General features: G+C 68.3%; 26 protein-coding genes. 7 read left to right on the top strand and 19 right to left on the bottom strand.

Features of this window, described 5'->3' with window-relative positions; genetic code table 11:
* Positions 1 to 2 precede the first annotated feature (2 nt).
* Genes OHS03_RS17975 through OHS03_RS17940 form a run of 8 tightly spaced genes read right to left on the bottom strand, consistent with a single transcriptional unit; the run spans position 3 to position 7,592 of the window.
* Complete coding sequence (locus tag OHS03_RS17975; RefSeq protein WP_328655649.1) at positions 3 to 644, bottom strand: hypothetical protein; 642 nt, start codon at positions 642 to 644, stop codon at positions 3 to 5.
* Positions 641 to 1,429, bottom strand: coding sequence for an SDR family oxidoreductase (locus tag OHS03_RS17970; RefSeq protein ID WP_328655648.1), 789 nt, complete (start codon positions 1,427 to 1,429; stop codon positions 641 to 643). The genes OHS03_RS17975 and OHS03_RS17970 overlap by 4 nt, the downstream gene beginning before the upstream one ends.
* Complete coding sequence (locus OHS03_RS17965) at positions 1,426 to 2,343, bottom strand: hypothetical protein (RefSeq protein WP_328655645.1); 918 nt, start codon at positions 2,341 to 2,343, stop codon at positions 1,426 to 1,428. Before OHS03_RS17965 ends, OHS03_RS17970 begins: the two co-directional genes overlap by 4 nt.
* Complete coding sequence (locus tag OHS03_RS17960) at positions 2,340 to 3,029, bottom strand: hypothetical protein (protein ID WP_328655643.1); 690 nt, start codon at positions 3,027 to 3,029, stop codon at positions 2,340 to 2,342. The genes OHS03_RS17965 and OHS03_RS17960 overlap by 4 nt, the downstream gene beginning before the upstream one ends.
* Positions 3,026 to 4,147, bottom strand: a complete 1,122-nt coding sequence (locus OHS03_RS17955) for an aromatic ring-hydroxylating dioxygenase subunit alpha (protein WP_056811060.1) — start codon at positions 4,145 to 4,147, stop codon at positions 3,026 to 3,028. Before OHS03_RS17955 ends, OHS03_RS17960 begins: the two co-directional genes overlap by 4 nt.
* Entirely contained in the window at positions 4,141 to 5,106 is a 966-nt protein-coding gene (locus OHS03_RS17950; RefSeq protein ID WP_328655641.1) for an alpha/beta hydrolase family protein, read from the bottom strand. The genes OHS03_RS17955 and OHS03_RS17950 overlap by 7 nt, the downstream gene beginning before the upstream one ends.
* A 43-nt stretch (positions 5,107 to 5,149) precedes the next feature.
* The gene (locus OHS03_RS17945) at positions 5,150 to 5,959 is read right to left on the bottom strand and encodes an oxidoreductase (RefSeq protein ID WP_328655639.1); all 810 of its coding nucleotides are present in this window, start codon (positions 5,957 to 5,959) and stop codon (positions 5,150 to 5,152) included.
* A gap of 19 nt (positions 5,960 to 5,978) precedes the next feature.
* Positions 5,979 to 7,592 (bottom strand): nitrilase-related carbon-nitrogen hydrolase, encoded by a 1,614-nt coding sequence (locus OHS03_RS17940; RefSeq protein WP_328655637.1) that lies wholly within the window; start codon positions 7,590 to 7,592, stop codon positions 5,979 to 5,981.
* A gap of 237 nt (positions 7,593 to 7,829) precedes the next feature.
* Between OHS03_RS17940 and OHS03_RS17935 the strand changes: the two genes are divergently transcribed.
* The 4 genes from OHS03_RS17935 (at position 7,830) to OHS03_RS17920 (ending at position 10,533) form a co-directional block, all read left to right on the top strand.
* A complete protein-coding gene (locus OHS03_RS17935; protein ID WP_328655635.1) occupies positions 7,830 to 8,957 on the top strand; it encodes a hypothetical protein in 1,128 nt (375 codons plus the stop codon).
* Positions 8,954 to 9,568, top strand: a complete 615-nt coding sequence (locus OHS03_RS17930) for a neocarzinostatin apoprotein domain-containing protein (RefSeq protein WP_328655634.1) — start codon at positions 8,954 to 8,956, stop codon at positions 9,566 to 9,568. Before OHS03_RS17935 ends, OHS03_RS17930 begins: the two co-directional genes overlap by 4 nt.
* 19 nt (positions 9,569 to 9,587) lie before the next feature.
* Positions 9,588 to 10,166: a neocarzinostatin apoprotein domain-containing protein gene (locus OHS03_RS17925; RefSeq protein ID WP_328655631.1), complete on the top strand. Its 579-nt coding sequence runs from the start codon at positions 9,588 to 9,590 to the stop codon at positions 10,164 to 10,166.
* A 67-nt stretch (positions 10,167 to 10,233) separates the two neighbouring features.
* Positions 10,234 to 10,533, top strand: a complete 300-nt coding sequence (locus tag OHS03_RS17920) for a Dabb family protein (protein ID WP_328655629.1) — start codon at positions 10,234 to 10,236, stop codon at positions 10,531 to 10,533.
* 36 nt (positions 10,534 to 10,569) lie between these two features.
* On the opposite strand, the gene OHS03_RS17915 is transcribed toward OHS03_RS17920, so the two are convergent.
* Genes OHS03_RS17915 through OHS03_RS17895 form a run of 5 tightly spaced genes read right to left on the bottom strand, consistent with a single transcriptional unit; the run spans position 10,570 to position 16,277 of the window.
* Positions 10,570 to 11,991, bottom strand: coding sequence for an aldehyde dehydrogenase family protein (locus OHS03_RS17915; protein WP_328655627.1), 1,422 nt, complete (start codon positions 11,989 to 11,991; stop codon positions 10,570 to 10,572).
* The gene (locus tag OHS03_RS17910) at positions 11,988 to 13,136 is read right to left on the bottom strand and encodes an FAD-dependent oxidoreductase (protein ID WP_328655625.1); all 1,149 of its coding nucleotides are present in this window, start codon (positions 13,134 to 13,136) and stop codon (positions 11,988 to 11,990) included. Before OHS03_RS17910 ends, OHS03_RS17915 begins: the two co-directional genes overlap by 4 nt.
* Positions 13,133 to 14,521: an aldehyde dehydrogenase family protein gene (locus OHS03_RS17905; RefSeq protein WP_328655624.1), complete on the bottom strand. Its 1,389-nt coding sequence runs from the start codon at positions 14,519 to 14,521 to the stop codon at positions 13,133 to 13,135. Before OHS03_RS17905 ends, OHS03_RS17910 begins: the two co-directional genes overlap by 4 nt.
* Entirely contained in the window at positions 14,518 to 15,792 is a 1,275-nt protein-coding gene (locus tag OHS03_RS17900; RefSeq protein WP_328655622.1) for an acyl-CoA dehydrogenase family protein, read from the bottom strand. Before OHS03_RS17900 ends, OHS03_RS17905 begins: the two co-directional genes overlap by 4 nt.
* A complete protein-coding gene (locus tag OHS03_RS17895) occupies positions 15,789 to 16,277 on the bottom strand; it encodes a flavin reductase family protein (RefSeq protein ID WP_328655619.1) in 489 nt (162 codons plus the stop codon). The genes OHS03_RS17900 and OHS03_RS17895 overlap by 4 nt, the downstream gene beginning before the upstream one ends.
* A gap of 128 nt (positions 16,278 to 16,405) precedes the next feature.
* Between OHS03_RS17895 and OHS03_RS17890 the strand changes: the two genes are divergently transcribed.
* Complete coding sequence (locus OHS03_RS17890) at positions 16,406 to 17,191, top strand: IclR family transcriptional regulator (protein ID WP_328655618.1); 786 nt, start codon at positions 16,406 to 16,408, stop codon at positions 17,189 to 17,191.
* 7 nt (positions 17,192 to 17,198) lie between these two features.
* Here OHS03_RS17890 and OHS03_RS17885 read toward each other — a convergent pair whose 3' ends face one another.
* Positions 17,199 to 17,906: a hypothetical protein gene (locus OHS03_RS17885; protein WP_328655616.1), complete on the bottom strand. Its 708-nt coding sequence runs from the start codon at positions 17,904 to 17,906 to the stop codon at positions 17,199 to 17,201.
* A 102-nt stretch (positions 17,907 to 18,008) separates the two neighbouring features.
* Here OHS03_RS17885 and OHS03_RS17880 point away from each other — a divergent pair, with 102 nt between their 5' ends.
* On the top strand, positions 18,009 to 18,905 hold the full coding sequence (locus OHS03_RS17880) for a poly(ethylene terephthalate) hydrolase family protein (protein ID WP_328655614.1): 897 nt from the start codon (positions 18,009 to 18,011) through the stop codon (positions 18,903 to 18,905).
* A gap of 81 nt (positions 18,906 to 18,986) precedes the next feature.
* Here OHS03_RS17880 and OHS03_RS17875 read toward each other — a convergent pair whose 3' ends face one another.
* Positions 18,987 to 19,604 (bottom strand): isochorismatase family protein, encoded by a 618-nt coding sequence (locus OHS03_RS17875; protein WP_328655612.1) that lies wholly within the window; start codon positions 19,602 to 19,604, stop codon positions 18,987 to 18,989.
* Between the two features lie 13 nt (positions 19,605 to 19,617).
* Positions 19,618 to 20,832 (bottom strand): CaiB/BaiF CoA transferase family protein, encoded by a 1,215-nt coding sequence (locus OHS03_RS17870; protein WP_062987152.1) that lies wholly within the window; start codon positions 20,830 to 20,832, stop codon positions 19,618 to 19,620.
* 158 nt (positions 20,833 to 20,990) lie between these two features.
* Here OHS03_RS17870 and OHS03_RS17865 point away from each other — a divergent pair, with 158 nt between their 5' ends.
* Positions 20,991 to 21,908, top strand: a complete 918-nt coding sequence (locus OHS03_RS17865) for a hydroxymethylglutaryl-CoA lyase (protein WP_328655610.1) — start codon at positions 20,991 to 20,993, stop codon at positions 21,906 to 21,908.
* Positions 21,909 to 21,952: 44 nt separating this feature from the next.
* On the opposite strand, the gene OHS03_RS17860 is transcribed toward OHS03_RS17865, so the two are convergent.
* Genes OHS03_RS17860 through OHS03_RS17850 form a run of 3 tightly spaced genes read right to left on the bottom strand, consistent with a single transcriptional unit; the run spans position 21,953 to position 25,406 of the window.
* Complete coding sequence (locus tag OHS03_RS17860) at positions 21,953 to 23,365, bottom strand: MmgE/PrpD family protein (protein ID WP_328655607.1); 1,413 nt, start codon at positions 23,363 to 23,365, stop codon at positions 21,953 to 21,955.
* The gene (locus OHS03_RS17855) at positions 23,362 to 24,222 is read right to left on the bottom strand and encodes a cyclase family protein (RefSeq protein ID WP_328655605.1); all 861 of its coding nucleotides are present in this window, start codon (positions 24,220 to 24,222) and stop codon (positions 23,362 to 23,364) included. The genes OHS03_RS17860 and OHS03_RS17855 overlap by 4 nt, the downstream gene beginning before the upstream one ends.
* A complete protein-coding gene (locus OHS03_RS17850; protein ID WP_328655603.1) occupies positions 24,219 to 25,406 on the bottom strand; it encodes a CaiB/BaiF CoA transferase family protein in 1,188 nt (395 codons plus the stop codon). Before OHS03_RS17850 ends, OHS03_RS17855 begins: the two co-directional genes overlap by 4 nt.
* Between the last annotated feature and the right edge of the window lie 70 nt (positions 25,407 to 25,476).

Raw genomic sequence — 25,476 nt, 5'->3', positions numbered from 1 at the left:
ACTCATCTCCCGGTTGCTACGGCTTTCTCGGAGGCCGCCAGCCGCCAGGCGGCGGCCAGGAACGCGGCTTGGGCCGCGGTGTTGCACAACTGCTCGATCCACTGCAACGTCACCGTCTGGTCCGGGCGGGAGGCGAGCGGACCGAGGACGTAGAAGCTCAGCAGCTGCACGCCGAACAGGCCCGCGGCCACGGCGTCGCCACGATCGCGGGCGATGCCGATCAAGTAGATTCCCGCGATGGTCGCGAACACCGTGGTGCTGACCAGCATCGGGATCGAATCGCGGGCCAGCAGGACACCGAGACCACAGGCCGCGATGAGCCCGACGGTCAAGTACCGGAGCCAGCGCGGCGAAGTTCCCGTTTTGGTGCGGGCCGCGGCCGTGCACAGCAGGGCGAATCCCAGCGTCAGCAACGGAAACAGCATCTCGCTCAGCCACGGCAGGGCAGGCCCGTCGGCCGCGGCGATCAGCTTCGCACCGGCCTTGGCGAGGCCGCCCGCGCCGATGAACACCGCGGCCGCTACCGGTGCCGGCCCGCCGCCGAGCACTCGGCGCAGCAGCAGTACGCCCGCGGTGGTGAACAGCACCGGCGCGAAATCCTCGATCGCCAGCGAGATCGGGTAGTCGATGGCAGCCGTGCTCATTCGGCGAACAGATCGCGTCGTCGGAAGCCGGCGGTGGCGAAGCGGCCGATCACCTTCGGTGTGGTGAGCCAGCGGACGTGGGCGCCGTTGCGTCGGTGGGTGAGGGCGCGCTCGGCCAGCCAGGGTGTGACCGTCTCCACGCGGTCGGCGAGGATGTTGAATATCTTGCGCGCCTTGGCCAGTTCCTCGGGATCGGCATAGCCGTGGGTCAGCAGGTCGGTGACCACCATGCCCGGGCTGAGCAGGCCGACGGACACCCCGGCGGGGACCTCCTTCGCCAAGGCCTTGGTCAGGTAGGTCACTGCCCGTTTGCTGGCGCCGTAGACCGACAGTCCGGGCACCGTGCGACCGTCGCTGCCGAGGCCCTCCATATTCCAGACGTGTCCGCCGTCCGCCGCCGCCATCCCCGCGATCGCGACGGCGGAGCCGTTGATCGCGCCGAGCAGGTTGGTCGAGACGACCTTCGCGGCATCGGCGGCCGGCAGCTCCCACACGGGTGTGCGGGTGTGCGAGATGCCGGCATTGTTGATCCAGACGTCGACGCCCCCGAAGCGGGCCACCGTCGCGTCCCAGAGCGCCTGCAGCTGCTCGCGGTCGGTGACATCGGCAGACACCACCAGCAGTTCGGTGTCGGGAAGTTCCGCGCGCAGTGCGTCGATCCGCTCGGTATCGGTGCCGCACACCGCGACTCGATGGCCGCGTCGCAGCAGCGCGCGGGCGATGCCGAGTCCGATGCCGCGGGTGCCGCCGGTCACCACGATGGTGCTGGTCGTCGGCCCGCTCATGCGCGCACCAGTACCCCGTGCAGGACAGCGCTGAGGCTGTTGTGCTCGAACAATTCGTAGACCACGGCGAGCTCGGCGCCCGCGCCCATGCCGGGTTCCGCGTCCATCATGAACTCCCGTCCGTTGAGTTTGGCGCCGTCGGGGAAGTGCAGCACCGGGTAGTTGGCCCGGCCGTACGACGTCGCGTTGCCCCAGGCGCCGGGCCCCTCGTGGAACGAGCGGACACCGTCACGGCGCACCGTCGCCTGGTATTCGCGGTCGATCGCGCCGCTCCAGGTGACGTGGTGCTCGGCGGTCAACAGGCTCGACGGCGTCACCTCGATGGTGATGCCTACGGTGCCGTGGCGTCGCTGGTCGGCGCCCCACAGCTCACAGTCACCGACATAGCGGCAAGCGTCTTTGGTCGGCAGCACGAAAGGGGTAGCTCCGCAGCGTGTTTCGTGCTCGATCAGTTGGTCGGCGAGCGCCGGATCGCGGGTGTAGACCCCGTTGAACACCCCGACCATGGCTGGTCCCTGGTACAGCACCGAGGAGTACACCTGGGTGTCACCGAGTGTCAGGTTCCAGGTGTTCAAACCCACCTGCCAACCGGGGCCGTAGTAGTGCGCGTCGACGAAGCTGCCATACGGTCGACCGGCACCGTAGAAGTCGGGGCCGGTGTAGAGGCGATCGCTGTCGGAGTCGACGACGCCGAAGGCGAACGGCGCACCGAGTGCGAACCGGCCTGCGAGTTCGCCGCCGCCGGTGAGACCGCCGTCCATGAAGTAGGTCGTCGTTCCGTCGGCGAAGACCGATGAGCGGCGGATGTCTTCGAAACCGCGCCAGACACCGTCGGCGGCGAACAGCGACGGCCTGCCGACCCATTCACCCGCGATGCGCTGCTGCCACTGGCTCGGCGCTTCGGCGGCGGTCATGCGAGTAGCTCCGCACGCACGCACGCGGTCTGATCGTCACCGAGCAGTCGGGCCACCTGCGCCCAGACCGGATCCACTTCCGGGCTGAACAGATTCGCCCGATTCACGCGGTCGCGGACGGCCGTATCGGCGTCCACTGCCGGAACTCCCTTGTCCACCAAGGAGAGCCAATGTCGCAGATAGTCGTCGACGGTGGTGTCGAGCGCGCGGAAGGCGGTTTCGGTGGCTCGACAGACGACCATCCACGGCGACATCATCGCCCGCTGCCGCGGACCGACCGCCGCCGCCGACACACCGTCGAGCTGCCAGGCCGCCTCCAGTAGCGGGGTCAGCGGCAGGAACGCGGCATCGAGATAGGTGAGGTTCACCGCCAGATCGGCACGCGGAACGAGATCGAGGTGCATGGCGTAGTACTCGCCGCCGTGCACCGAGTCCAGCGTGAAATGCGGGACCGCGGAGTCGGCAGGGGTGAAGACGAAAAGCATATGGCTGTCGAGGTGGATCGCGGGGACCACCAGATCGACGGCGACGAGCTTGTCGATCCGGTCGCCGTGCAATACCCGCAGTCTGCCGACCGGTTCCGGCGACATCGCGCTGACCAGCGGAATATCCTCGGAGATAGTGAGTTCGAGTGCGGTGCTCAGTGTCTGCAAGGTGCGTTCGCTGAGTGCGGCGGGCAGGCTCATCGCGGTGTTCCTCCGTTGCGGGCTTTGTGCACCCAGGCTTGGGCGAGTTCGGGGTTGTCGCGGCGGGCCGGTGAGGCGATCACGGTGGCGGTTCGACGCGGTCCGTCGCCGGTGATGGTGTCGTCCTCGCCCAGCCACCAGCCGTCCTTGATCAGTTGAGTGCGCCTGCGCCGGTAGGCGATTTGCAACGCGTCGCTGCGGACATGCAATTCGTCGGCGAGGTCGAACGGCAGCAACTCCGGGCGCTGCCCCTCGACAATCGGTTTGTCCTGCAGCAGGATCGCTTTGATTCTTCTGCGGGTGTCGGCGTCGGCCCATTTACCGGTGAAGAAGTTCCGGTAGCCGAGGATCTTGATCAGGGTGCGGTCCTGCGACAGCGGAATATTGAAGTCGTAGAGCAGCAGATCGCCGATGGGCAGCCTGATGTGCAGTTTCACCACGTTGGGCAGGTACCAGCCGTTGGTGACCGTCACGAACTCGGGCCGGGGCTTGTTGCGGAACAGCAGCCCCCACAGCCCGCCGGGCGGCGGCGGGCTGAGCTGGATATCGGCCTCCGCGGACCAATCATCCTGGCGAATGGAAAAACTCGGAATCTCGGGCTTGTCCGGATTGCCGAACCTGGTGCCGTGCACGAAGGGCGTGTGCGAGGCGTCGACGACGTTCTCGAAGGTCCGCTCGTAGTTCGCCTCGACCTCCATCTCGAACTGCACGACCCGGAAACTCGGATCATCGTGCACCGGGATCTCCGGAATCGGCGGACGTTGATCCTCGGGCAGATCGCCGAGAAAGGCCCACACCATGCCGTAGCGCTCCTGGGTGGGGTAGGCGTCGACGCGGGCCTTCTTCGGGATGATCCGATCCTCTGCATTGGCCGGGATCCGCACGCAGGCGCCGTCGGCGTTGTACTGCCAGCCGTGGTACGGACAGGCGATGCAGTCGTCGGTGACGGTCCCCATCGACAGGGCGCCACCGCGGTGCACGCACAGATCCGACAGGCACACCACCGACCCGGCTGTGGTGCGGTACAGCACGAAGTCCTGGCCGAGACAGGTCACCTTCTTCGGCGTGCGGCCGACCTTGTCGGCGAATTCCAGTGCGTACCAGAAGTTCTTCAGCATTGTTCTCGCTCCGGTAGGTGGGGCCGCAGAACATCCGCGGCGACGAACTCGGCGAGTTCGGTTCGTGCTGTGCCCGAGTCGCACAGGTGGGCGCGCAAGAACGCGGAGGTCAGGCGCGCGAACGGGGTCAGCGCATCCGCGTCGTCGCCGCCGTCGAGGAAGGCGCGGGCGGCGGTCGGATCGGCGTCGGCGATGCCGAAATGATTGGCCCCTTCGATGACAGCCAGCAGGTGCTCGCCGGGTGGCAGCGCCTCGTAAAAGGTGCGGGCCACCGGATCGGGGCGGGTCTGGCCGTCCTCGCCGTAGCGGTCGGCACTGCCTGCGATGACACCGTCATTGGTGCCGACGCCGAGCAGGACCGGGCACTCGACCTGCGCGGGCAGCACGGTGCCCGCGGGCCAGCCGAGCATGGTCGCCACCATGGTGTGCGCGCCCCACGCGAACACCGCCGCGACGGAATCGAAGAAGCGTGCCGACTGCAAGACCACGGTGCCGCCCGCCGAGTGTCCGCCCAGCGCGATCCGGTTCAGGTCGAGTGCCCCACGTAGCGGGCCCTGCGCGTTCAACTCGGCGAGAGCGTCGATGACCGCGCCGATGGTCGGGCAGGTCGGGCGGGTGCCGTAGGTATCAGGGCGGGCGGCGGCCAGGTCGACGCCGCACGTCAGACCGCGCTGACCGCCGAACAATTCGGCCACCCGGTCGAAAGTCACGACGACGAAACCGCTGTCGGCGATCGCGGTGGCGAAGCGGCGGTAGGAGTCCTGGCCGACATTGACACCGGACACGAACACGACCACCGGATACGGCACCGCCGCAGGTTCGGGTGCGAAGACGCCCGTCAGTCGTTCGGCATCGTCGCCGGTGGCGATCGCGGGGTAGTAGACCTTCAGATGGGCGGTATCGAACGGCGCGGTTCCCGCGGTGCGAGCCGACCACCAGAGTGAACGAACAAGTCTCACGCGGGCACCTCGTCGACGTGGTGTGGGCGGATCGGGTGCGCACTCATCCGACGGGCCTCGGCAGAACTCGGTCGCCGCCCCACAGGCCACGCACCAGACGCTGGGTCAGATCCGCGCCGAACATCCGCTCGCCCATGGCATTCGCGGGATCGCGTTCGGCGATATTGCGACGGATTGCCAGGTCTCGCTCCGCCAACCGGGCCCGCTCACCGACGGGCACCGGACTCGCCGCGTCCACCCACCCGAGCCACTGCTCGACCCGCGCCGTGAGAATCTCGGCGACCGTTTCGCGATTGGCCTGATTCGGTGGGAAGGAGTAGCAATACGCGGTGGGGGACAGGCTGGACCGGATGAAGCCGGTGCGGCTGGTGAACCAGGTGAAATCGGGATGTTCTTCCTTGAAGGCCAACCACGGCGCGTCGTTGTCGGCGTAGTAGCTGTCGAAATAATCGCCGTCGCCGACCAGGTCGCCGCGTGGTACCGCATCGACATAGAACCAACCCTGCGGCCACAGCAGCAGCGCGACGCCCAGATGTGGGACCTGGATCTGTGGTCCGAGCCACGCGGTGAGATGCAGATTGACGAAACCGGTGCGGGGGTCGCCGATCCAGGAGTGCACCAGCCAGTCGATCTCCGGGCCGGTATAGGCGGCCAGGCTCCCCGATGGTCCGGTCGCCGCGTCGCCGTAGTTCTCCAGGGCCTCGGTCGAGGGATCCCTGGTCAGCTCGAAGCGCTCGGCGATCCGGGATTTCAGCCCGCTCAACAGCTCTCGCCATTCCTGGAACGTCTCGGTGACGTCGATTCTGGCGGTGGTGTCGACCATCTGCTCGACGTGTTGCACGGTTTCACTCATCGTTGCTCCGGTTCTGTCGTCACTGCGCGTGCCTGGTCATGGCGTCCAGTGGCCACCGAGGGCGACCGTCTACCAGGTCGGTGCCTTTGGATACGGTGCGGTTCACGGCTTGCGCCGGCCGCACGGTCGCCCGGACCTCGGCTGCGTCGGGCGGTGCGCCGGTCACGATCGGGTGGCTGATCACACCGGTGAACGGGCCGCTCCACGCGGTCCACAGCGTGAAGTCGGGGCTGAGCGCGTACACCGCGCCGAGCAGTCCGCCGTGTTCGTCGCTCCCGGCGGCCACCACATTGAGCCGGTTCTCCGCCGCGCGTTCGGACAGACCGAGTGCCAATTCCCACGGTTCGGTCGGCGAGCAGGGCACTGCCACGACGTCGGCGTCCTGGAGCGCGGCCAGCCGGAAGGTCTCGGGGAAGAGCGCGTCGTCGCCGACCACGATGGCCAGTCGGCCCCATGGCACGTCGAAGACGGTCAATTCGGTGCCCGGCTCCGTCAGCCACGGAAGGCGTTTGATCGGATGCAATTGAGCTTGACGGCCGAGCACTCCGTCGGCGGTGACCAGCACACCGTGGTGCGCACCGCCGACGCGCGCACTCAGCACCACGTGTGCCGCTGTGCCGTCCAGTGCGTCGACGACTTCCGGTATCGATATCGCCGCGAGCTCGGGGAGCACGATCAACTCGACTCCGTCGGCGGCGAGTCGGGCCAGCAGCCCCGGGTCGGCGACCGCGAGCGCGGTGCTCAGCGAATCGGCCCCGGCCGTCGCGCGTCGCCCGCGCGGTGCGGTGGTGAGTGGGGCGTAGAGCTCGGGCCTGCGCGCGGCGAGGATGTCGGTGCCGTCCGGTCGCCGTTTGTCATCGGCCAGTGACACGTCGATATCGGCGACGACGATCGCCTCACCGGTGGCAGGCGCTACCGCGACCGGAACGCCGTCGGGGCCGACGATCTGACTCTCGCCCGCGCCGTGCAGCCGATCCTGGGGCACCCCGAGGCGGTCCGCGATCGAGGGCAGCTGGTCGGCGGGCAGCAGTGGGCCGACCTTGTTGGCGGCCACCACCCAGACCTTGTTCTCGGCGGCTCGTACCGGAATGTGCAGGCTCGCTTCGTCGACGGCGAAGGAGTTGAGGCTGTTGAGCAACAGTTGAGCCCCGCGCAGTGCCAGCGACCGGGTGACCTCGTTGATGACGCCCTCCATGCAGGCGTACATACCGATCCGGCCCAGGGGAGTCTCGAGCACCGGCGATTCGGTCAGGCCCGGATCGAGATAGTCGTTCTCGGCGCCCATCAGGATCTGCTTGTCGGATTCGCCGAGCAGTTCGCCGTCGGGGCCGAACAGCAGGCTGGTGCCGGTGGTGCGGCCGTCGGCCCGGGCCAGGGTGACGCCGATCTTCACGAACAGCCGATGTCGGCGCGCCCGCTGCGCGATCGAACCACAGAATGTGTCGCCGGGTGTGCAGGCCATTCGGCGCGCGTGCGCACGGTCCTCGTACCAAGATAGGTGGTTACAGAATTCGGGAAGAACCACCAGTTCGGCGCCCGCGGCGGCCGCGGCGTCGATCATGCGGAGGCAGGCGTCGAGGTTGACCGCGACGTCGGTTCCCGCGGCGAGTTGTGCGGCCGCGACTCGGGTCATGAACTCGGACCCTCTCACTCGTTCAGCGTTTCGTACAACGAAACGCTGTTTCCAACAGTGCCCTGATTCTGTACCCCTGTGAAGGATCTGTCCAGGGGTGGTTCGACATTTCACGCGCCCGTAATTCGTTGAAATCCCGCTTCTTCTGGTCTGTCTTGACAGTGGTCGGCACCGCGGGTTCAATGTGGCAATCGTGAAACTGTGTTTCGCTCAGCGGAACATGAGTGGAGGTTGAGGATGACGAGACATCGCGCATCCGTGTCGGCCGCCCTCTGCGCAGTCGCTGCCGGACCGGTCGCCGGAGGGCAGCTGGTGCTGCTCGCCAAACCCCTGGGCGGTGTGGTCGGAGTGCCCGGCGCAGTGGTCGGCTACATCGTGCTCACCGGTGCGGTGCTGGGTCTGTTCGCCGCGTTGCTGTGTCTGTGGCGTGTGCGCTCATCGGTCGAAATGGCCAGTGTGTGTGGTGTTCTCGCGGGCGCCGCCGTTCTGGTGGCGGGCGCCGCGGATACCGTCGCGGTGTTCGCCGTCGCGGTGCTGGTGGCCGGTACCCTCACCGGGCCGCTGCTGGTCGCCGGCCGCACTCTCGCAGCCGATCTCGGACGCCAGAGTTTTGTCGTTATGCACGCAACGGCGACAGCGGGACTGGCCCTCGCCGCGTGGCTGGCCGGCCGGTACTACGAGAATCCCGGCACCGGTGTGATCGCCGCAGGGACGCTGACCGCCGTTCTCGGTGCGAGCACTGGACTCCTGCGAGCACGCCTCGCCGAAGCGCCGATGTCGCGCCGCACGGCCACAATCGGCGCGGTACCACGTCCCGCGCTGTCGGGATATGTCGCCGTAGGACTCGTGGTCGGGGGCACCGTGCTGCCCGCGCTGCATCTGCTGTTGTTCCGCTGGAACGAATTCGGCGCCGAGCAGCTCACCTGGCTGACGTTCGCTGCCGCACCCGCGGTATTCGTGCTCGCGCTGCCGGGGCGTCGACCGGCCGCCGTGCCCGTGCTGTTGATCCTGGCGGCAGGCGGGCCGGTACTCGTGGCGACCGCATCGGGGCCAGCGTCGCTGACGGTCGGGCTGGCTGTGACCCTGACGGCGGCCGCCCGTGCGATGGCGGCCCTCGACGAGGAGGTGTGCCTGCGCGTGCCCCACGCCGATCGGGCCGCCGCTACCGCCGTTGTCACGGCGATCGCGGGTTTCGCCGGGCTGGGACTCGTCGATCTGCTCGGTCGGGTCATCGGTACCGGATCGGCGCTGACCGTGCTGGCGGCCTGCGTACTCGTCGCGGCCCGGCTCTGCGGCAGGCGCGACGACGCCGCATCACCTCCGCAGGGCGTGCTCAGCTCACACAACGAAGGAGGCGCGCCGTGAATGGTTTCGCCACGATGACCCGAATGGCCGCGGCCGCAGTGCTCGGCGGATGTCTGATCGGCTTTCCGGCAGCGGCATTCGCGCAGGAGCCCGCCGCGATACAGGTCAGCGCGAGCGCCGACCTGGCCGACGGACAGCGAATCACTGTCAGCGGCAGCGGCTTTCGAGCCGGTCTGGCGGCCGTCGCGGTGGGCATGTGTAAACAGGGGTTCACCAACGGGCTGAAGGACTGTGATCTCGACGGCGGCGCGACCTTCGTCAATATCGGCGGGGACGGCACCTTCGGCCCGTTGACGTTGACCGCGCACCCCACGTTCCACGCCATCGACTGCACCCAGCAGCAGTGCGTGATCGCGGCCGCACCGCTGCCGGGCACCGAACCACCCGCGGTCATCGCAGCCAATTCGGCTGCGGTATCGGTAACTTTCGCGGGTTCCGGCCCGCCGACGCCATCGGCTCCCGCCCCGGCTCCCGCCCCGGCTCCCGCCCCGGCTGCCGCGCTGCGGTCCGACTCCGATACCGAAGGCCCGTCCACCGTGCTGTGGGCGGTGACCGCGGGCTTGCTGGTGATCGTCGCCGGTAGTGCCCTCGCCGATCGGCGGCGATTGTGAAATCCATCAGGAGGAAGATATGAAACGCATCGGTACCCCGCTCGGGATTCTCGGGGCCGTCGCGGTCGCCGCGATCTGGAGTGCGACCCCGGCGACCGCCGCACCTACCTTGCAGGTGAGTCAGTCCGCCGGACTGGCGGCCGGGCAGACCGTCACCGTGACGCTGGACGGACTCCCCGCGAATATGCCCGCGGTGGCGGTCGGGCAGTGCAAACCGCAGATCACCGGTCCCGCGGACTGTCATCTCGCCGGCTCGATGCTCGGCGCCGCCGACGGGCAGGGGCGGTGGCAACCCAACCCCGGCAAAGAGGCGATCACCCTGGTAGCCACCGTCGGCACCACCGACTGCGCTTCAGCGCCCGGCGCCTGCACGATCAGCGTCACCAGCCTGACTAACGCGACCGAGATCCTCGCCTCGGTGCCGTTGACCTTCGGCCCCGCCGCCCAAACGCCGGTGACCGCGACCGATACGGCCGAGGCCGAGTCCGATGACGCCGACAGCAATACCACCATGATGATCGGCATCGCCGCAGGCGTGGTGGTGATCGCCGCGGTCGCCGTAGCCGTTGTAGTACGCAGGCGCGGCCGAAACAACTGAATCCCCGGACGGCACGGAGGCTTGTCGCCGCCGTGCCGTCCGGCCGATCCGCGAACGGAGGATCCCGATGCCGACCAGCGACCAGGTACTGACCCATATCGTGCTGATGAAGTTCCAGCATCGAGCCGATGCGCGCCAGGCAAGCGCTCTGCTGTCGGCCCTCGACGGCACTGTCCCACACATCCGTTCGCTCACCGTCGTCCTCGACGAGCTCGATACGCCGGTCTCCTATGACCTGTGCCTGACCACCACGCACACCTCCGAAGCGGAATTGGCTGCCTACCAACAGCATCCGGCGCACCGGGAGGTCGCCCGATGGCTCGTGCCCCGGCTGGCCGGTCGAGCCGTCGTGGACTATCGGAGGTAACCCGCGCTCCGACGGCGGTCCCTCAGGGATGTTTCGCTACGGGCGCGCCGTGGTGGGATAGGCCCCCGCGGGCAGTCCGGCGCCGTCGGCGCGGAAGGCGCCCGGAGCGTGCGTGACGGTCTTCTGGACGTACTCGCGCAGGCCCTCTTCGGCGTACTCGCGGCCGAAGCCGCTGTTCTTGATACCGCCGAACGGGGCCCGCAGGGACATGCCGGTGCGGTTGTGGGTGTTGATGAAGGTGAAGCCTGCCTCGATGCGAGCGGCGAACGCGCAGGCGCGGTCTTCGTCGGCCGACCATACCGAGGCGGCCAGGCCGAGGTCGGAATCGTTTGCCCTGGCCAAGACTTCGGCTTCGTCACGATAGGTGAGCAGCGGGACGGCCGGGCCGAACTGCTCCAAGCGGACGAGGTCGGCATCGTCGGGGACCCCGAGCGCGAGAATCGGGTCGAGGAAATAGCCCTCCGAGGTCGGTGCGGTGGCGAGCGTGACGATGTCGGCGCCCCGATTCCTGGCGTCGGCGACGAGTCCGCGTACGCGCTCGGCGGCCGCCGTGGTGGCTACCGGGCCCATGGTGACATCGTCGTCCAACGGATCACCGACGGTCAGGATGCGCTGTGCGGCAGCGATATAGGACTCGACGAATTCGGCCAGCCGAGTCTGCGGAACGTACAGCCGTTTGGCGGCCATGCACACCTGGCCCGCCGTGGCGAAGGAGGCGAGGACCAGGCGTTCGAAATCCGCTGGGGACAGGGCGAAGTCGTCCAGGAACACTGCCGGGTCGTTGCCGCCGAGCTCCAGCGTCACCGGCTTGATCGCGCGTCCGGCGGCGGCGGCGATCGCGCGCCCGGCGTCCTCGCCGCCGGTGAAGGCGACCTTGCGCACCAGCGGGTGCGCGATCAGCGCGTGCACGGTATCCGGGCCACCGTGGATCACTGTCGTGGCGGGCAGTAGTTCGGCCGCGGCGGTGACGGTGAGCGGTGCCAGCGGCGAGGGTTTGAGCACGACCGCATTGCCCGCGGCGAGTGCGGGACCCAGCTTGAGCATCGAGAGAATGATCGGGGCGTTCCAGGGGGTGATGGCGGCGACCACTCCGAAAGGTCTCGCGAACGTGGTGATTCGTCCGTGCGCGTCGTCGGTTGTGCGCGTGCGCACGACCTCGGCCGCGTGGTCGCGCACCCAGCGCAGATAGTGTGCGGCGAAGCCGATTTCGCCCCGGCAATCGGTCACGGGTTTACCGGTCTCGCGCGCCAGCAGGATTGCCAGGTCGGTTCCGCGGTCGTCGAGTGCGTCCGCGGCGGTCCCGAGCGCGGCGAAGCGGGTCTCGGGCGGACATCGCGACCATTCGCGAAACGTGGAATGTGCCGCGCGTACCACGGCCTCGACGGCGTCCGGTGCGGTCGAGGTCACGGTGCCGACGATCTCGCGCGGGTGGGCCGGATTCTCGCGATCGATTCTCACGGCCGGATCTCCAGCGAGTCGAGCAGGCAGGCCCGCCGAAGATAGGCGCGCGCGGCGACCGGATCGGCGGCCAGTTCGCGCAGGTGCTCGCGGTAGTCGGCGTCGCGTTCGCGCATCCGGTTCCAGTTGTTGTGACTGATGCGCTGAACATGGTCGACGGCAACGTTTCGACGGTGCGCCGCCACCTCGTCGAGCTGGGTATCCGGCCCGCCCTCGAGGACATCGGACAGCGCGGACGCCAGCTGGACCGCATCGTGGATTCCGCTGTTCATGCCCATCCCGCCGAGTGGGTTGTTGACATGGGCCGCGTCGCCCATCAGCAGGACCTTGCCGTATCGGAATCGGTCGGTGACCCGCTGATGCACCCGGTAGAGCGAGGCATGGGCCAGCCGCCACGGTCTGCCGAGGTCGACGACCGCCGCCAGTCGCTCCGGCAGCCGCCGCAATTCGTCCTCGTCATCGGTGTCGACCGGAGTCGGCAACAGCACTCGCCAGTGTCGCGGGGTGCGCAGCAGCACCAGCCACTCGTCCGGGTCGAAGACATAGTTGATCGGCGCGATACCCGGTAGTGCGGCGGCCAGGTCCTCATCGACCGAGGCGACCAGGAACCGTTCCGGGTAGGTGCTGCCACCGAATTCGACGCCGAGGCCGCGCCGGACAGCGGAATGCGCACCGTCTGCGCCGATCACCCAATCCGCGCGGACCGGCCCCTTCGCGGTACGCAGCACCACCGAATCGGCGGTGCTGAGCAACCCGTTCACCGGGTGGCCGAACCGGACATCGGCTACGGCGCCGAGGGCATCGAGCAGGATCGGCGTGAGTGTGCTCTGTTCGCACTGCACGCGGAACGGAAAGGGGGTGTCCTCGGCCAGCACGTCGAGATCCAGGGTGGCGATCTCGCCGCCGCCGCGCTCCCGGTACTGGAAGGTCGACGCGCGGATGCCCTTGCCTAACAACGCATCGAGGACACCGAGGTCTCGCAGCATCTCGAGGGTCGGTGGATGAAAGGTGGAGGCGCGCGACTCGGTGGCCAGCTCGTCGCCCTGTTCGAGCACGGTGACCGGGAAACCCCGGCGGGCGAGCGTGAGCGCCGCGGTGAGCCCGACCGGCCCGGCGCCGACGACGACAACGGTGGGCTTGCTCATGAGGTGTGCAGGGCGAAGCGACCTTCGACGCCGACGACGCGAGCGCCGGTGAAGAACCGCAGCGTCTCCGCCGTGCCCTCCTCGCCGAGTCCGGACAGCCCCCACGCGGGACGCGGCGTCATCAGGTGCAGGCTCATGATGGACGAGCCGTTCACCTTCACCTCACCGGCGCGGATCTGTCGAGCGATCCCGAGCGCGTGTTGTTCGTCCGCACCGCAGACGTAGCCCTCCAGGCCATAGGGCACGGCATTGGCCAGCGCTACCGCCTCTTCGACCCGGTGATAGGTGAGGACACCGGCTACCGGTCCGAAGACCTCATCCGGCAGATCACCGTCGAGTAGTGCGGGGGCGAGGAAGTTTCCGGCTTCCGGCACCGCGCCGAAGGTGCGGACTTCGCGGTCGACGAACGATCGACGCACGGTCTGAACATGTTTCGAATGCAGGAGCGGCCCGAACTCGGTCAACGGATCAAGGGGGTCACCGACCCGGAGTCCGGCGAGGTGTCGACCGATCGCGTCGACCAATTCCTCGGCCCGGTCGGCGGGCAGGATCAATCTGCCCAGCGCCCGGCACCATTGGCCGTTCAGGGTGGTCAGCAGTTCGGCGGCCATCCGCGCGGCGGTAGGTAGATCGGCGTCGGGCAGCACCACGAGCGGATTGTTGCCGCCGAGCTCGAGCTGGCACGGGCGAAACATCCCGGCGGACGCGGTGGCGACCGAACGTCCGCCGCCGAGACCGCCGGTGAACGAGACCGCCTTGATCTCGGGCGCGCCGACGAGTTGTGCGCCCACCTCCGCACCACCCTGCACCAGCTGGAACATGCCGGCGGGCACATGTTCGGCGATCGCCTCCGCCAGTGCCATCGAGCTGTAGGGAGCTAGTTCGCTGACCTTGAGGATCACCGGGCAACCGGCGGCGAGCGCGTTGGCGACTTTATGGGCGGCCATGGGCGCGGGGGCGTTCCACGGCACCAGGCACAGGGCAGGGCCGAGTGGCAGCCGATGTACCTCGACCCCGTCGCGGTCCTGGCGCAGTGCTCCGGTGCGCAGCTGCTCGGCCGCGAGCCGAAACGATCCGGAAACGATCGCACCGAGCAGCGAGGTCTGGGCGATCGGGACGCCGGTCGCGCGCGTATCCAGTTCCGCGATCGAGGGCAGCTGCTTGTCCAAGCCGGTGGCGATCGCGTCGAGCATGTCGGGGGTGATCCGTCCCGCCGCCGTGTCGGCGACCGCGATGGCCCGTTCGACGCGCTCGGTCGCCGTCGCGACCGCCCTGCAGATGGATCTCCCGGTGGCCGGATCTTCCAGCGCCACTCCGAGATCCACGGCCGGGGTGCCCCATTCCCCATCGATCAGGTCGGCGATATCGGGGAGTTCGGCTGTCATCGGTCCACCTTCGTCGGTGCGGTGGCGAACAATTCGTTCGCCTTGGCGTCGGTCACGATGCGGGCGACCTCGAGCATGCCGCGCTCGGCCGGGAAGGTCATCACCAATCCCATGGCCAGATCGCGCAATGCGCGCCCGGCCACCCCGCTCATCCCCGCCGCCGAGGTGCCGCCCGCCTTGAACGCGCCGAGCGCGACCTGGAAGCAGGCTTCGGTCACCGCGCCCTTGCCGAGACGCCACTGGGTGAACACCTCCGACTTCGGTTTGAACGGTGGCTCCGCGGTTTCCACGGTCAGCTGATAGCGCAACCAGAGGTAGGCGGTCTGCAAGTGCCGTGTCATCTCACCGATGAGGACCTGGTGCACGGGGGAGGAGGCGATCGGTTCGCCGGTATCGGCGAAGGTCTTCGTGGTCGTCGCCGCGAGCATCTCGTCGTAGACATTCTGCGCGCAGCCGGTGTAGGCCGCCGCGATGGCGAGCTGGTTGCCGACGAAACTGCCTCTGCTCATAGTGAGCATCTTCGCGAACGCGCCGGGCACCGCCAAGGCTTCGTCCTCGGGGACGAAGACCTCGTCGAGTCGAATGCCGTTGTTGGCGGTGGCCCGCATGCCGAGCCCGTCCCAGGGCGCCCGCACGCTCACCCCCGGCGCGTCGCGGGGCACGAAGAAGGTCGCCAGCCCCTCGGCGGTGTCGTATCCCTCGAGCTTGGCCGAGGTCAGGTAGTAGTCGGCCACTCCGGTCGCACAGCCGAATGACTTCTCGCCCTGCAGAATCCAGCCGCCCTCGACCTTGCGGGCGGTGGTGGCGATCGTGATGTTGGCGGCGGCGGTCTTGATCGCCTCGGAGGCGAAGTTCGCGAGCCATGTGCCTTCGGCCATGCGGGTGAGGACCTTCTCGGCGAAGGCCCGCACGACGGGGATCTCGTCGTCGGCGAACAGTCCGGCGTCGATGGCCTCCAGCGGGAGCAGGCCGCGGGAGGCGCTCGTGTTGTGGAAGAAGAACGCCAGCGCGGTGGAAGGGCAAGCGGTGCCCATCGCGAAGGTGGCGGCGGCCAGATCGCGCAGGGTGCCGCCGAGTCCGCCGTACTTCTCCGGTACCACCAGCCCGAGCAGCCCGGCCGCGCGCAACAGTTCGACGTGGCCGGGTGGGAAAGTGCCGAGCCGATCGGCTTCCTCGGCGGCCGCGCGCAGGGCGGGCAGCACGTCGTCGACCCGTTGTGCGCGTGCGCGTTCGGCGTCGGTCATGTCCTCGACGAGTCGTGCACCGATCATCGGATGATCCCCTCGTGGTAGTTACGGTCGTGGTAGATGAGTGGCGCGGCGGGCCGGGGCGTCGCGGCATCCTGCACGGACCCGACGACGATGGTGTGGTCGCCCGCGGTGTGGCAGTCGGTGAGAGCGCAATCGAGCCACGCGACGGCGTCGGTCAATACCGCCGCGCCGGTGCGCGCGGTGTCCCAATGCCCGGTGGCGAAGCGACCCGCTGGTGCGGACCCGGCGATGGACGCGAAGCGTCTGCCGATGGCCTCGTGATCGTGCCCGAGGACGTTGACCGCGAAAATGCCGCTCTCGCGGATCATTCGGCAGGTCGTGCTCGTGGAAGCGAGGCAGATCGAGATGAGCGGCGGGTCGAGGGACACGCTGGTGAACGAACTGGCCGTCATGCCGTGTCGGCCGCCGTCGGCCCTGGCGGTGGTGACGACCACGACGCCACTGGCCCATTGGGCCAGGACCGCGCGGAGAATGTTCGGCTCCACCTGGACACCCGTTTCGATAGTGGAAACATTGTTCCACTCACGGTAACGCTCGATACCGACTCGGCGCAAGCGTGAGCACGATGGGGATGGTGTTTCCCATCGGGAAATCGACCACTTAGACTGTCGTTGTGTCCGAAATCGAATCCGACAACCAGAGCCGGTCGATCGCCGCGGTCGAGCGCGCCATGGATGTGCTGCTGCTGTTCGGCCGTAGCGGCCGGCCCGACCTCGGCGTCACCGAGATCGCCACCGAACTCGGTATCACCAAGGCCGCGGTGCACCGGATTCTCACCGCGCTGCGCAATCGTGACCTCATCACCCTCGAACCGGCCACGCGGCGTTACGCACTCGGGCATGCCGCCATCGCGCTCGGCCGGGCGTATCTGGCGCGCACCGATCTTCGGGTGATGGCCGCGCCGGAGCTGCGCAGGCTGGCGTCGGTGACCGGTGAGACCGCCACCCTGTCGATTCGCCGCGGCGACACCAGGTTGTACGTGGATCAGGTGGTGCCGGATCAGGAATTGCGGATGGAGGTCGTGCTCGGTGTGCCGTACCCGCTCTACGCGGGCAGTTCCTCCAAGGTGATCCTGGCGTTCCTGCGCAAGGAGGAGATCGACGAATATCTGAGCAGGCACGAGTTGACCGCGTTCACCGACGCGACGATCACCACGGCCCGCAAGTTGCGCACGGAACTGAACGCCACGAAGAAGCGTGGTCATGCGATCTCGATGGGAGAGCGCCAGATCGGGGCGGCTTCCATCGCCGCGCCGATCCTCGACCACGACGGTGGGGTCGTGGCCGCGATCAGTGTGTGCGGTCCGCTCTCGCGCTTCCAGCCGCGCATGGCCGACTGTGTTCCGATGCTGCTGAAGGCGGCCGGGGCGATCTCGGCCCAATTGGGCTACACGGTGTAGCCACGTCTCACAGCTGCGCACCGGGCTTGACGACGCCGAGTGTCGCCGCCGCGAGCACGCTGCCCCAGATCAGCCACACATAGGGGAGGCAACCGTCGACGCTGCGCCGTAAGGTGCGCTCGACGGCCTCGCTCGAACCCTCGGTCATCAGGGTGCCGAAGGCCGCACCGAAGGGGCGCAAGGTCATTCGGATGCCGAGCCCTGCGGCGATCGCCAGGGTGTACAGCAGAATCTTCGCGCCGAGCCAGCGTGGGTTGGTCGTGACGCCGAACGGCTCGCTCGCCAGCAGGGCGTAGCCGCCTGCTCCGGCCATGGCCGCGATCACCGCGATCCGGATGGTGAGGTCGGCGCGACGGATCGAGGCGACTTTCCCGTGCGTGCGATGTGCCTGTACCGCCAGCGCCAACCAGCCCGCGGCGAAGATCCACACCAGCGCGACCGACCACCAGGGAAACAGGGCGATGCCGAACAGGCTCGCACCGTGTGGCTCCAGTGCCATCAGCGTGATTCCGCTGGGTAGGAACAGGACCAGGCAGACCTTCGGCGCCAGATCCAAGCCGCTCATGATCGTCAGCGCCGTGGCGCGGGCGGGCGGGCTGAGCGCCGGATCGATCACTGACCGGCTGGAATAGAACACGCCGAGATCGCCGCCGAGCCAGAACACGAACAGCGTCAGGTGCAGCACGATCCACCAACCGTGCGGATGTTGGCCCATGGGAATCCTCGTCCTCGACTTTCGGGAAACAGTGTTTCCAAGTACCGTTCCGCCATAGTTTCATACCGAAACGCTGTTTCTGCAACCGAAACGGGGGGCTCCATGCGTGCCTTCTTCCTGACCGCCTTCTGTCTGCTCTCGGTGACTGTGACAACACCAGCACCCGCCTCCGCCGAGCTCGGCGTCGCCCACTTCGAGACCCGCGTCGCCGGTGACGCGACCACGGTCTGGTATCCGCTGGGCGCCGATCGCGCACTACCGGTGGCGGCGGTGCTGCCCGGCGCTGACGTCAAGCGCGAGTACTACGGTCGGTTCGTCACCGAACTCGCCGGATACGGCTTCGTGGTGGTGATTCCCGAGCACTACCCGCTGCCGTTCGTCGACCGCACCCTGGCCAGTGAATACTCGCTCACCGATATCGCGGCGTGGGCGCACGCTCAACCGGGGGACCCGTCCTCGCCGGTGCGAACCGTCATCGACCCGGAAACCCTGGTGGCCGCAGGGCATTCCTTCGGTGGCGCGACTGCCCTCTACGCCGCCGCGAACCGATGCCAGCTGCCGTTCTGCTTCGGTGTGTCGTATCGGCACCCGCGCGAACTGCGCGCGATCGTCGGTCACGGCACCAACACCACGATCGGCGCAAGCGTGGATCCGGTGCGGGTGAACGACATTCCGACGATGCTGATCAACGGCACACTCGACGGTGTCTCCGAACCCGTCGAGGCCTACGACACCTTCACCCGATTGACCGGTGCACCGGCCGCTGCCTTCGTGAGACTTGTCGGGGCGAACCATTTCGGCCTCGTCGATCAGAACAACCCGCCCGGCGCCGTACCCGACCTGCACGAGGCGACCATGCCTCGTGATCAGTCGGTGTACGCCGCCGCGCGGTGGACCGCGCTGTGGTTCCGTGCCCAGCTCGGTGATGCCGAGGCGCGCGCGAGCATCGATCGCGCCGCCGCGGGATCCGACCCCGCGGTGACCGTCGAATTGCGCTGAAACACCGTGCGGCGCTGACGATTCCGTCGCCGAGTTCGGCGGCGGAATCGTCAGCCGGGTGGCCGATCCGAGGGCTGCGGTTCAGCGCAGTACCGCGAGGGCTTCCTCGAGGCCGAGGACATCGGCGTACTTGATGTCGAGGTCGGTGAGGTTGGCCTCGTGCAGGGCGGCGTCACGATCGCCGCAGGCGTCGGCGACGACCAGTGGTCGGAAACCGTGCTGCATCGCATCGGTCGCGGAGGCGCGCACGCAACCGCTGGTGGTGAGACCGACGATGACGAGGGTGTCGACGCGCTGGGCGGCCAGCGTCGCCGCCAGCGGAGTTGCGTGGAAAGCGCTCGGGTACTGCTTGGTGATGATCACGTCACCGGGGGCCGGTGCCGGGTCGTCGAGAAAGTCGCCGAGCGGATTGCCCTGCTCGAAGACCCGAAGCACGGGCACCTTGCGACGGAACAGCCCGCCGTCGGGGCCATTCGGCTCGAAGCGGACCCGGGTGAAGATCACCGGCAGCCCGGATTCTCGTGCCTGCGCGACCACGGCGGCGGCGGCGCGCACCGCGTGCTCCACCGGTGCGCGCAGCGGTGAGCCGTCGGTGACGTAGGCGGCGCAGATGTCGACCACCAGCACGGCGGGGGAGTTGCCCGCGCCGAGGCGCGCGCTGTAGCCGGAGCGACGGTATTCGCCCGCACGATCGGTCATGGCGGCCTCCTTCTCAGATGACGCCGTCGGCGGCGAGTCGGCCGATGGCTTTCTCGTCGAGACCGAGCAGGCCGCCGTAGACATCCTGGTTGTGTTCGCCGAGCTCCGGGCCGGGATGGCGCACCGATCCCGGGGTCTCGCTCAGTTTCGGGAAGACGTTCTGCATCGGCAGTTCGCCGAATTCCGGATGCGCGAGTCGCACGATGGCCTCGCGCGCGGCGAAGTGCGGGTCGGTGAACATATCTCGCGCGGTGAAGATCCGGCCCGCTGGTACGCCCGCCGCGTGCAACTGCGCGAGCAGCTCCTCGGTCTCGAAGGTCGCGGTCCACGCGGCGATCAGGTCGTCCAACTCGGTCATCCGGGCACCGCGGGCGTTGTGTGTCGAATACCGTTCGTCGGTCGCGAGTTCGGGGCGGCCCATGGCCTTGACGAGGCGGGCGAAGACGGTGTCCTGGTTCGCGGCGACCAGGATCATCTCGCCACCGAGGGTGGGGTAGATATTGCTGGGTGCGACATTCGGCAGCACCGATCCGGTGCGCTCGCGCTGATACCCGGTGACCGCGAATTCGGGGAGAAGTGACTCCATCATCGCGAGCACCGCCTCGTAGATGGCCGAATCCACCATCTGGCCGCGCCCGGTATTCGCGCGGTGGTGCACCGCCGCGAGGGTGCCGATAGTGGCGAAGACCGCGGCGAGCGAGTCGCCGAGCGAGATGCCCGCTCGGGCCGGGGCATGGTCGGGATCGCCGGTCACATAGCGAATTCCGCCCATGGCCTCCCCGATGGAGCCGTATCCGGCGCGCGGCGAGTACGGCCCGGACTGGCCGTATCCGGTGACACGCACCATGATCAGCCCGGGATTGTGCTCGCGGAGCCGGTCGAATCCGAGGCCCCAGCGTTCCATGGTGCCGGGCCGGAAGTTCTCGATCACGATATCGGCGCGCTCGATCAGCTGCCGTGCCAGCTGCTGCCCGCCGGGATCGCGAAGGTTGCAGGTCACCGACTTCTTGTTCCTGGCCACCACCGGCCACCACAGCGACTTGCCCGCCGACTGCTCCCGGCCCCACTGCCGCATCGGATCGCCGGTGCCGGGGGATTCCAGCTTGATCACCTCGGCGCCGAGATCGCCGAGCAGCTGGCCGGCGAACGGTCCGGCGAGCAGCTGACCCATCTCCACTACCCGCAGGTCGGCCAGCGGACCCGTCGGTGTTGTCGCCTCGACTGCCATGTGGTCGTCTCCATTCCGTGATGCCTGCGTCGATGTCGCGGTGGACATATCGCGAACCGCCAGCTTGGATACAATGTATCCCGTAGCGGAACAGACGGGCAAGATGGCCCGGCTGCCCCGCGACGGGAGCGTTGGGTCGACAGCAATCTGGAGGATCTGTGAACGTCACGTTGGTCGAGGTCGCGCCGAGGGACGGCCTGCAGAACGAGCCGGTCGTCATCGCGGTCGAAGACAAGATTCAGCTGATCCGACGCAGCGTCGACGCCGGACTGCGCCGGATCGAGGCGGTCAGCTTCGTCCACCCGAAGCGGGTGCCGCAGATGGCGGATGCGGAGGCCGTGATGGCGGGAGTGCCGCGGATCGACGGCCTGTCCTACGCCGGGCTGGTATTCAACGATCGTGGCTTGGATCGCGCACTGGCGGCAGGCGTGGACGAGATCAATGTGGTGGTGGTCGCTACGGATTCGTTCAGTCAGCGCAACCAGGGATGCTCGACCGAGCAGGGGATCGAGCACTGGGTGAGGTTGGCGGCGAGGGCGAGAGAGGCGGGGGTACGCCGCACGGTGACGATCGCCGCGGCGTTCGGCTGTCCCTTCGAGGGAAACGTCGCCGAATCGGCGGTGCTGGAACTCGTACGCCGAGTCGCCGAGGCGCAACCCGAGGAGATCGCGCTCGCCGACACGATCGGCGTCGGCATCCCGGATCAAGTCAGCGCGCTGGCCACCGGCGCGGCGAAGATAGCCCCGGATGCGGACCTGCGGTTCCATTTCCACAACACCCGAAACACCGGCTACGCCAATGCGATTGCGGCACTGAATGCCGGCGTCCGCATCCTGGATACCAGCACCGGTGGCATCGGCGGCTGCCCCTTCGCGCCCGCCGCGACAGGCAATATCGCCACCGAGGACCTGCTGTACGCACTGGACCGGATGGGCATCGAGACCGGCGTCCAGCTCGAGCGGGTCATCGAAACCGGTTCGTGGCTGGGCGAATTGCTCGGGCAGCCGGTGCCCGCTCTCCTCGGCCGGGCCGGTCTGTTCCCGGAACCGGCCCGATCCGCGCCGGTCGACGCGTAACCGTTGCTGCTGCACGCAGCGCTCCCCGCGCGCCGGGGGCGTCGCTACCGCGCCTCGCGCAGCAGTGCCATCAGAGCGTTCAGATCGGGCTGACTCGCCAGATCGGCGACCGCCTTGCTGATTTCGTCGGCCTGATCGCCCGAGAAGGCGCGTTCGGTGTTGAGCCGGAACTTGGTGGCGAGTTCGTCTGCGGACAGCGGATTACCGGGGCCACCCCGGTTCACGTCGACGCGCTCGGTACGGACGCGACCGTCGTACAACCAGGCCGTGAGGACAGCGGGGAACTGCTGAGGGAAGATCGCGTCGCAGCGCGGATCCGCGATACAGGTGACCCGAGCCGCGAGGGCGAGCCGGGCGGGGTCCGCGGCCGCCGCATCGGTGAAGTCTTGGTGGAACACGCCGAGGCCGCCACCGCCGAGGAGTGCTGCCGCCACGGTGTACGGGCCGGAGAAGGCGGCGTGGTAGCCCGATTTCGGGCGGATCTTGTCGGCGTAGGGTTCGCCGATGGTGCGCGATACCGCGGTCGGCACACCGAGTTCGAGGCGCTCGATATCGTCGGCGGTGATGCCGTCGGCGCGCAGCCGCAGGGCCGCGTCGATGCCCGCGTGGGTGAAATGGTTGCAGGGGTAGGGCTTGAAGAACACGCCGGGCAGCTCCCAGCGGGTACCGAGACAGTCGAGGATCGCGGCCGGGTTGCTCTGCTCGCCGCAGAACGCTTGCAGCAGGCCGAATCGTCCCTCGAAGACCGTCGGCGGCCCGGTCAGCCCGGCGCGCGCGAGGGCGGCGGCGGTGACCGCGGAGTGTGCGGCCCACCCACAGTGCACCCGCTTCACCGTGCCGCCGGTGCGGTTGGCTTCCAGCAGCCCCGAGCCCATACTCGCCGCGATGCCGATCGCGTGGGCGATGCCGTCGGCATCGGCGCCGGAGAGCATCGCGGCGGCCGCGGCGCCACCGAGGGCGCCGCAGATGGCGGTCGCGTGCAGGCCACGTTCGAAGAAGACCGAATTGCCCAGCGCTTCGTCGTAGCCCGCCATGCCGACGCGGACGGCGATTTCGACCCCGACGGCGATGGCATCCAGCAGCGCGGCACCATCGGCATGGCGGGATTCGGCGACCGCGAGGGCGGCAGGCACTACCGTCGCCGAGGGATGCAAGACCGAGGGCAGATGAGTGTCGTCGAAATCCATGGCATGGGCGAGTGTCCCGCCGAGTAGCGCGGCACTCGCATCGGGCCAGCGACCCGGCAGGCCGAGTGCCGTGGCCCGAGGTGCGCCGCCCCACTCCGTGATCACCGTGCGCACGGCGTGTGCCGGTGACGTCCCGAGCGCGGCGATGCTGTTGCCCAGCACATCGAGCACTCGCTGCGCGGCGTCGGCGCGCAGCTCGTCCCCGACGCCACGCTCGCGCGCCGATGCGGCGAAGGCGGCCACCCGCGCCACGATGGTGGCGTCGTTCATCGGCTGACCGCCGCGAGCGGGCGAATAGGGGAGCCGGTGCCGCCCACAATGCGCAAAGGGGCGAGCAGGAAAGCGAATTCGCTGATCCCGGCATCGGCGAGATCCTCCAGCGCGAGGTGCTCCATGATGTAGATGCCGGATTCGACGAGCAGCACCCGGTGCACCGGCAAGATGCTGTGGCCTGCCCCTGGCGCTATGCACTCGTAGGCAGTGGTGTCGGAACCGGTCGCCGACACCTCGTGATCGGCGAGCCAGTGAGCCGCGTCGACGCCGATTCCCGGGACGCCGGTTTCCTGGCCCAGGTAGGCGCCGGGTTCGTCGAACAGCCGCGACCATCCTGTGCGGATCAGCGCGACGTCGCCCGCCGTCACCTGGACTCGCGCCTGCCGGGCCGCCGCTTCCAGATCGTCCACCGTGATCTCGTAGCCACCGGGGAGGGTGCCGGTCTCGTGCACCCGAGCGATGTCGAGCAGAACGCCGCGGCGCAGCATGCCGGGCAGATGTTCGGCGCCGTGCGCGCTGAACGTGCCGCCACGCTGCGCCTCCTGCGCGTCGACCCCGCCGTGTAGTGCGCCGTTGTGGCTGACGTGGCTGAGCGCGTCGATGTGGGTGCCGACATGTCCGCCGGTCACGATGATCTCGTTGGCGGCCGAGCCGCCGTCGGCACGCACCATGTCACCGTGTCTGCGGGCCAACGTCATGCGGAAGCCGGGATGGTTCGGCGAGCACGGCATGCCGGTGAAGAAGGGCTGCCCCAACTCGATCAACCGGATATCGCCTCGCACGGCCACGATCAGCGGATCGATGGCGGCTTCGTCGGGCAGGGCGGGCTCCTGTGATCGTGGTGTCGTTGTCATCGGATCACCCCGGCAGCGCGAAGCTCGGCGATGTCGCTCGCGTCGACGCCGTAGCGACCGAGTACCTCGTCGGTGTGCGCGCCCAAAGGCGGTCCGGTCCAACGTATTTCGCCCGGCGTCTCCGACAGTCGGAACAGGATGTTCTGCATGCGCACCTGGCCCAGCTCGTCGTCGGGCAGCGAGATGATCGATCCGAGTGCCCGGAACTGCGGGTCGGCCAGCACGTCGGCGGCGGTATAGATCGGCGCCACCGCGGCCTCGGCATCGTCGAAGGCGTGTATCACCTCCTGGGTGCTGTGCTGTGCGATCCAGCCGCCGACCGCCGCGTCCAGTTCGTCGGCGTGCCCGGCCCTTTCGCTGCCGGAGGCGAACCAGGGGCGGTCGATGAAATCGGGTCGTCCGACCAACCGCACCACCCGTTCGGCGACCGATTGCGCGCTGGTGGAGACCGCGACCCAGTCTCCGTCGCCGGTGCGATAGGTGTTGCGCGGCGCGTTGTTCGATGACCGATTGCCCATCCGGGGTTGTAGCTCGCCGAGTTGGTCGTAGGCGATGATCTGTGGGCCGAGCAGGGTCAGGATCGGTTCGATGATGGCGAGGTCGACCTGCTGGCCGTGACCGTCGTGCTCGCGGGCACGAAGTGCGGTCATGATCGCGAAAGCTGTTGTCAAGGCAGCGATTCCGTCAGCGAGCCCGAAGGGTGGCAAGGTGGGCGGGCCATCCGGTTCACCGGTCACGGCCGCGAAACCGCTCATCGCCTCGGCGAGCGTGCCGAAGCCGGGCCGTCGCGCGTAGGGTCCGAACTGGCCGAATGCGGTGACCCGTGCCAGCACCAGGCGTGGGTTGATGGCACGCAGTTCGGGGTAGCCGAGTCCCCATCGCTCGAGAGTGCCTGGCCGGAAGTTCTCGATCACCACATCCGCGTCGGCGACCATGCGCCGGAAGATCTCCTGGCCCTGCGGCGAACCGAGATACAACGTCACCGACTTCTTCCCGCGGCCGAGCATCTTCCACCACAGCCCGACCCCGTCGCGCTGGGCGCCGTGGCTGCGCACCGGATCGCCGTCGGGATGCTCGATCTTGATGACGTCGGCGCCGAAATCGGCGAGCAGGGTGGCCGCCAGTGGGCCGGCGAACAGCGTCGCCACATCGAGCACCCGGATTCCGGCTAGCGACTGCACCATTGCTCACTCCTTCACGACGCGAGCGTTTCCCGTACCGAAACGATGAGGGAGCTCGCGACATTGACTACCA

It is taken from the genome of Nocardia salmonicida (genome assembly GCF_036142455.1).
GTDB classification, from domain to species: domain Bacteria; phylum Actinomycetota; class Actinomycetes; order Mycobacteriales; family Mycobacteriaceae; genus Nocardia; species Nocardia salmonicida.
Note: the sequence above shows the minus strand (reverse complement) of the source record. Positions and strands in the feature narration are given on the sequence as shown.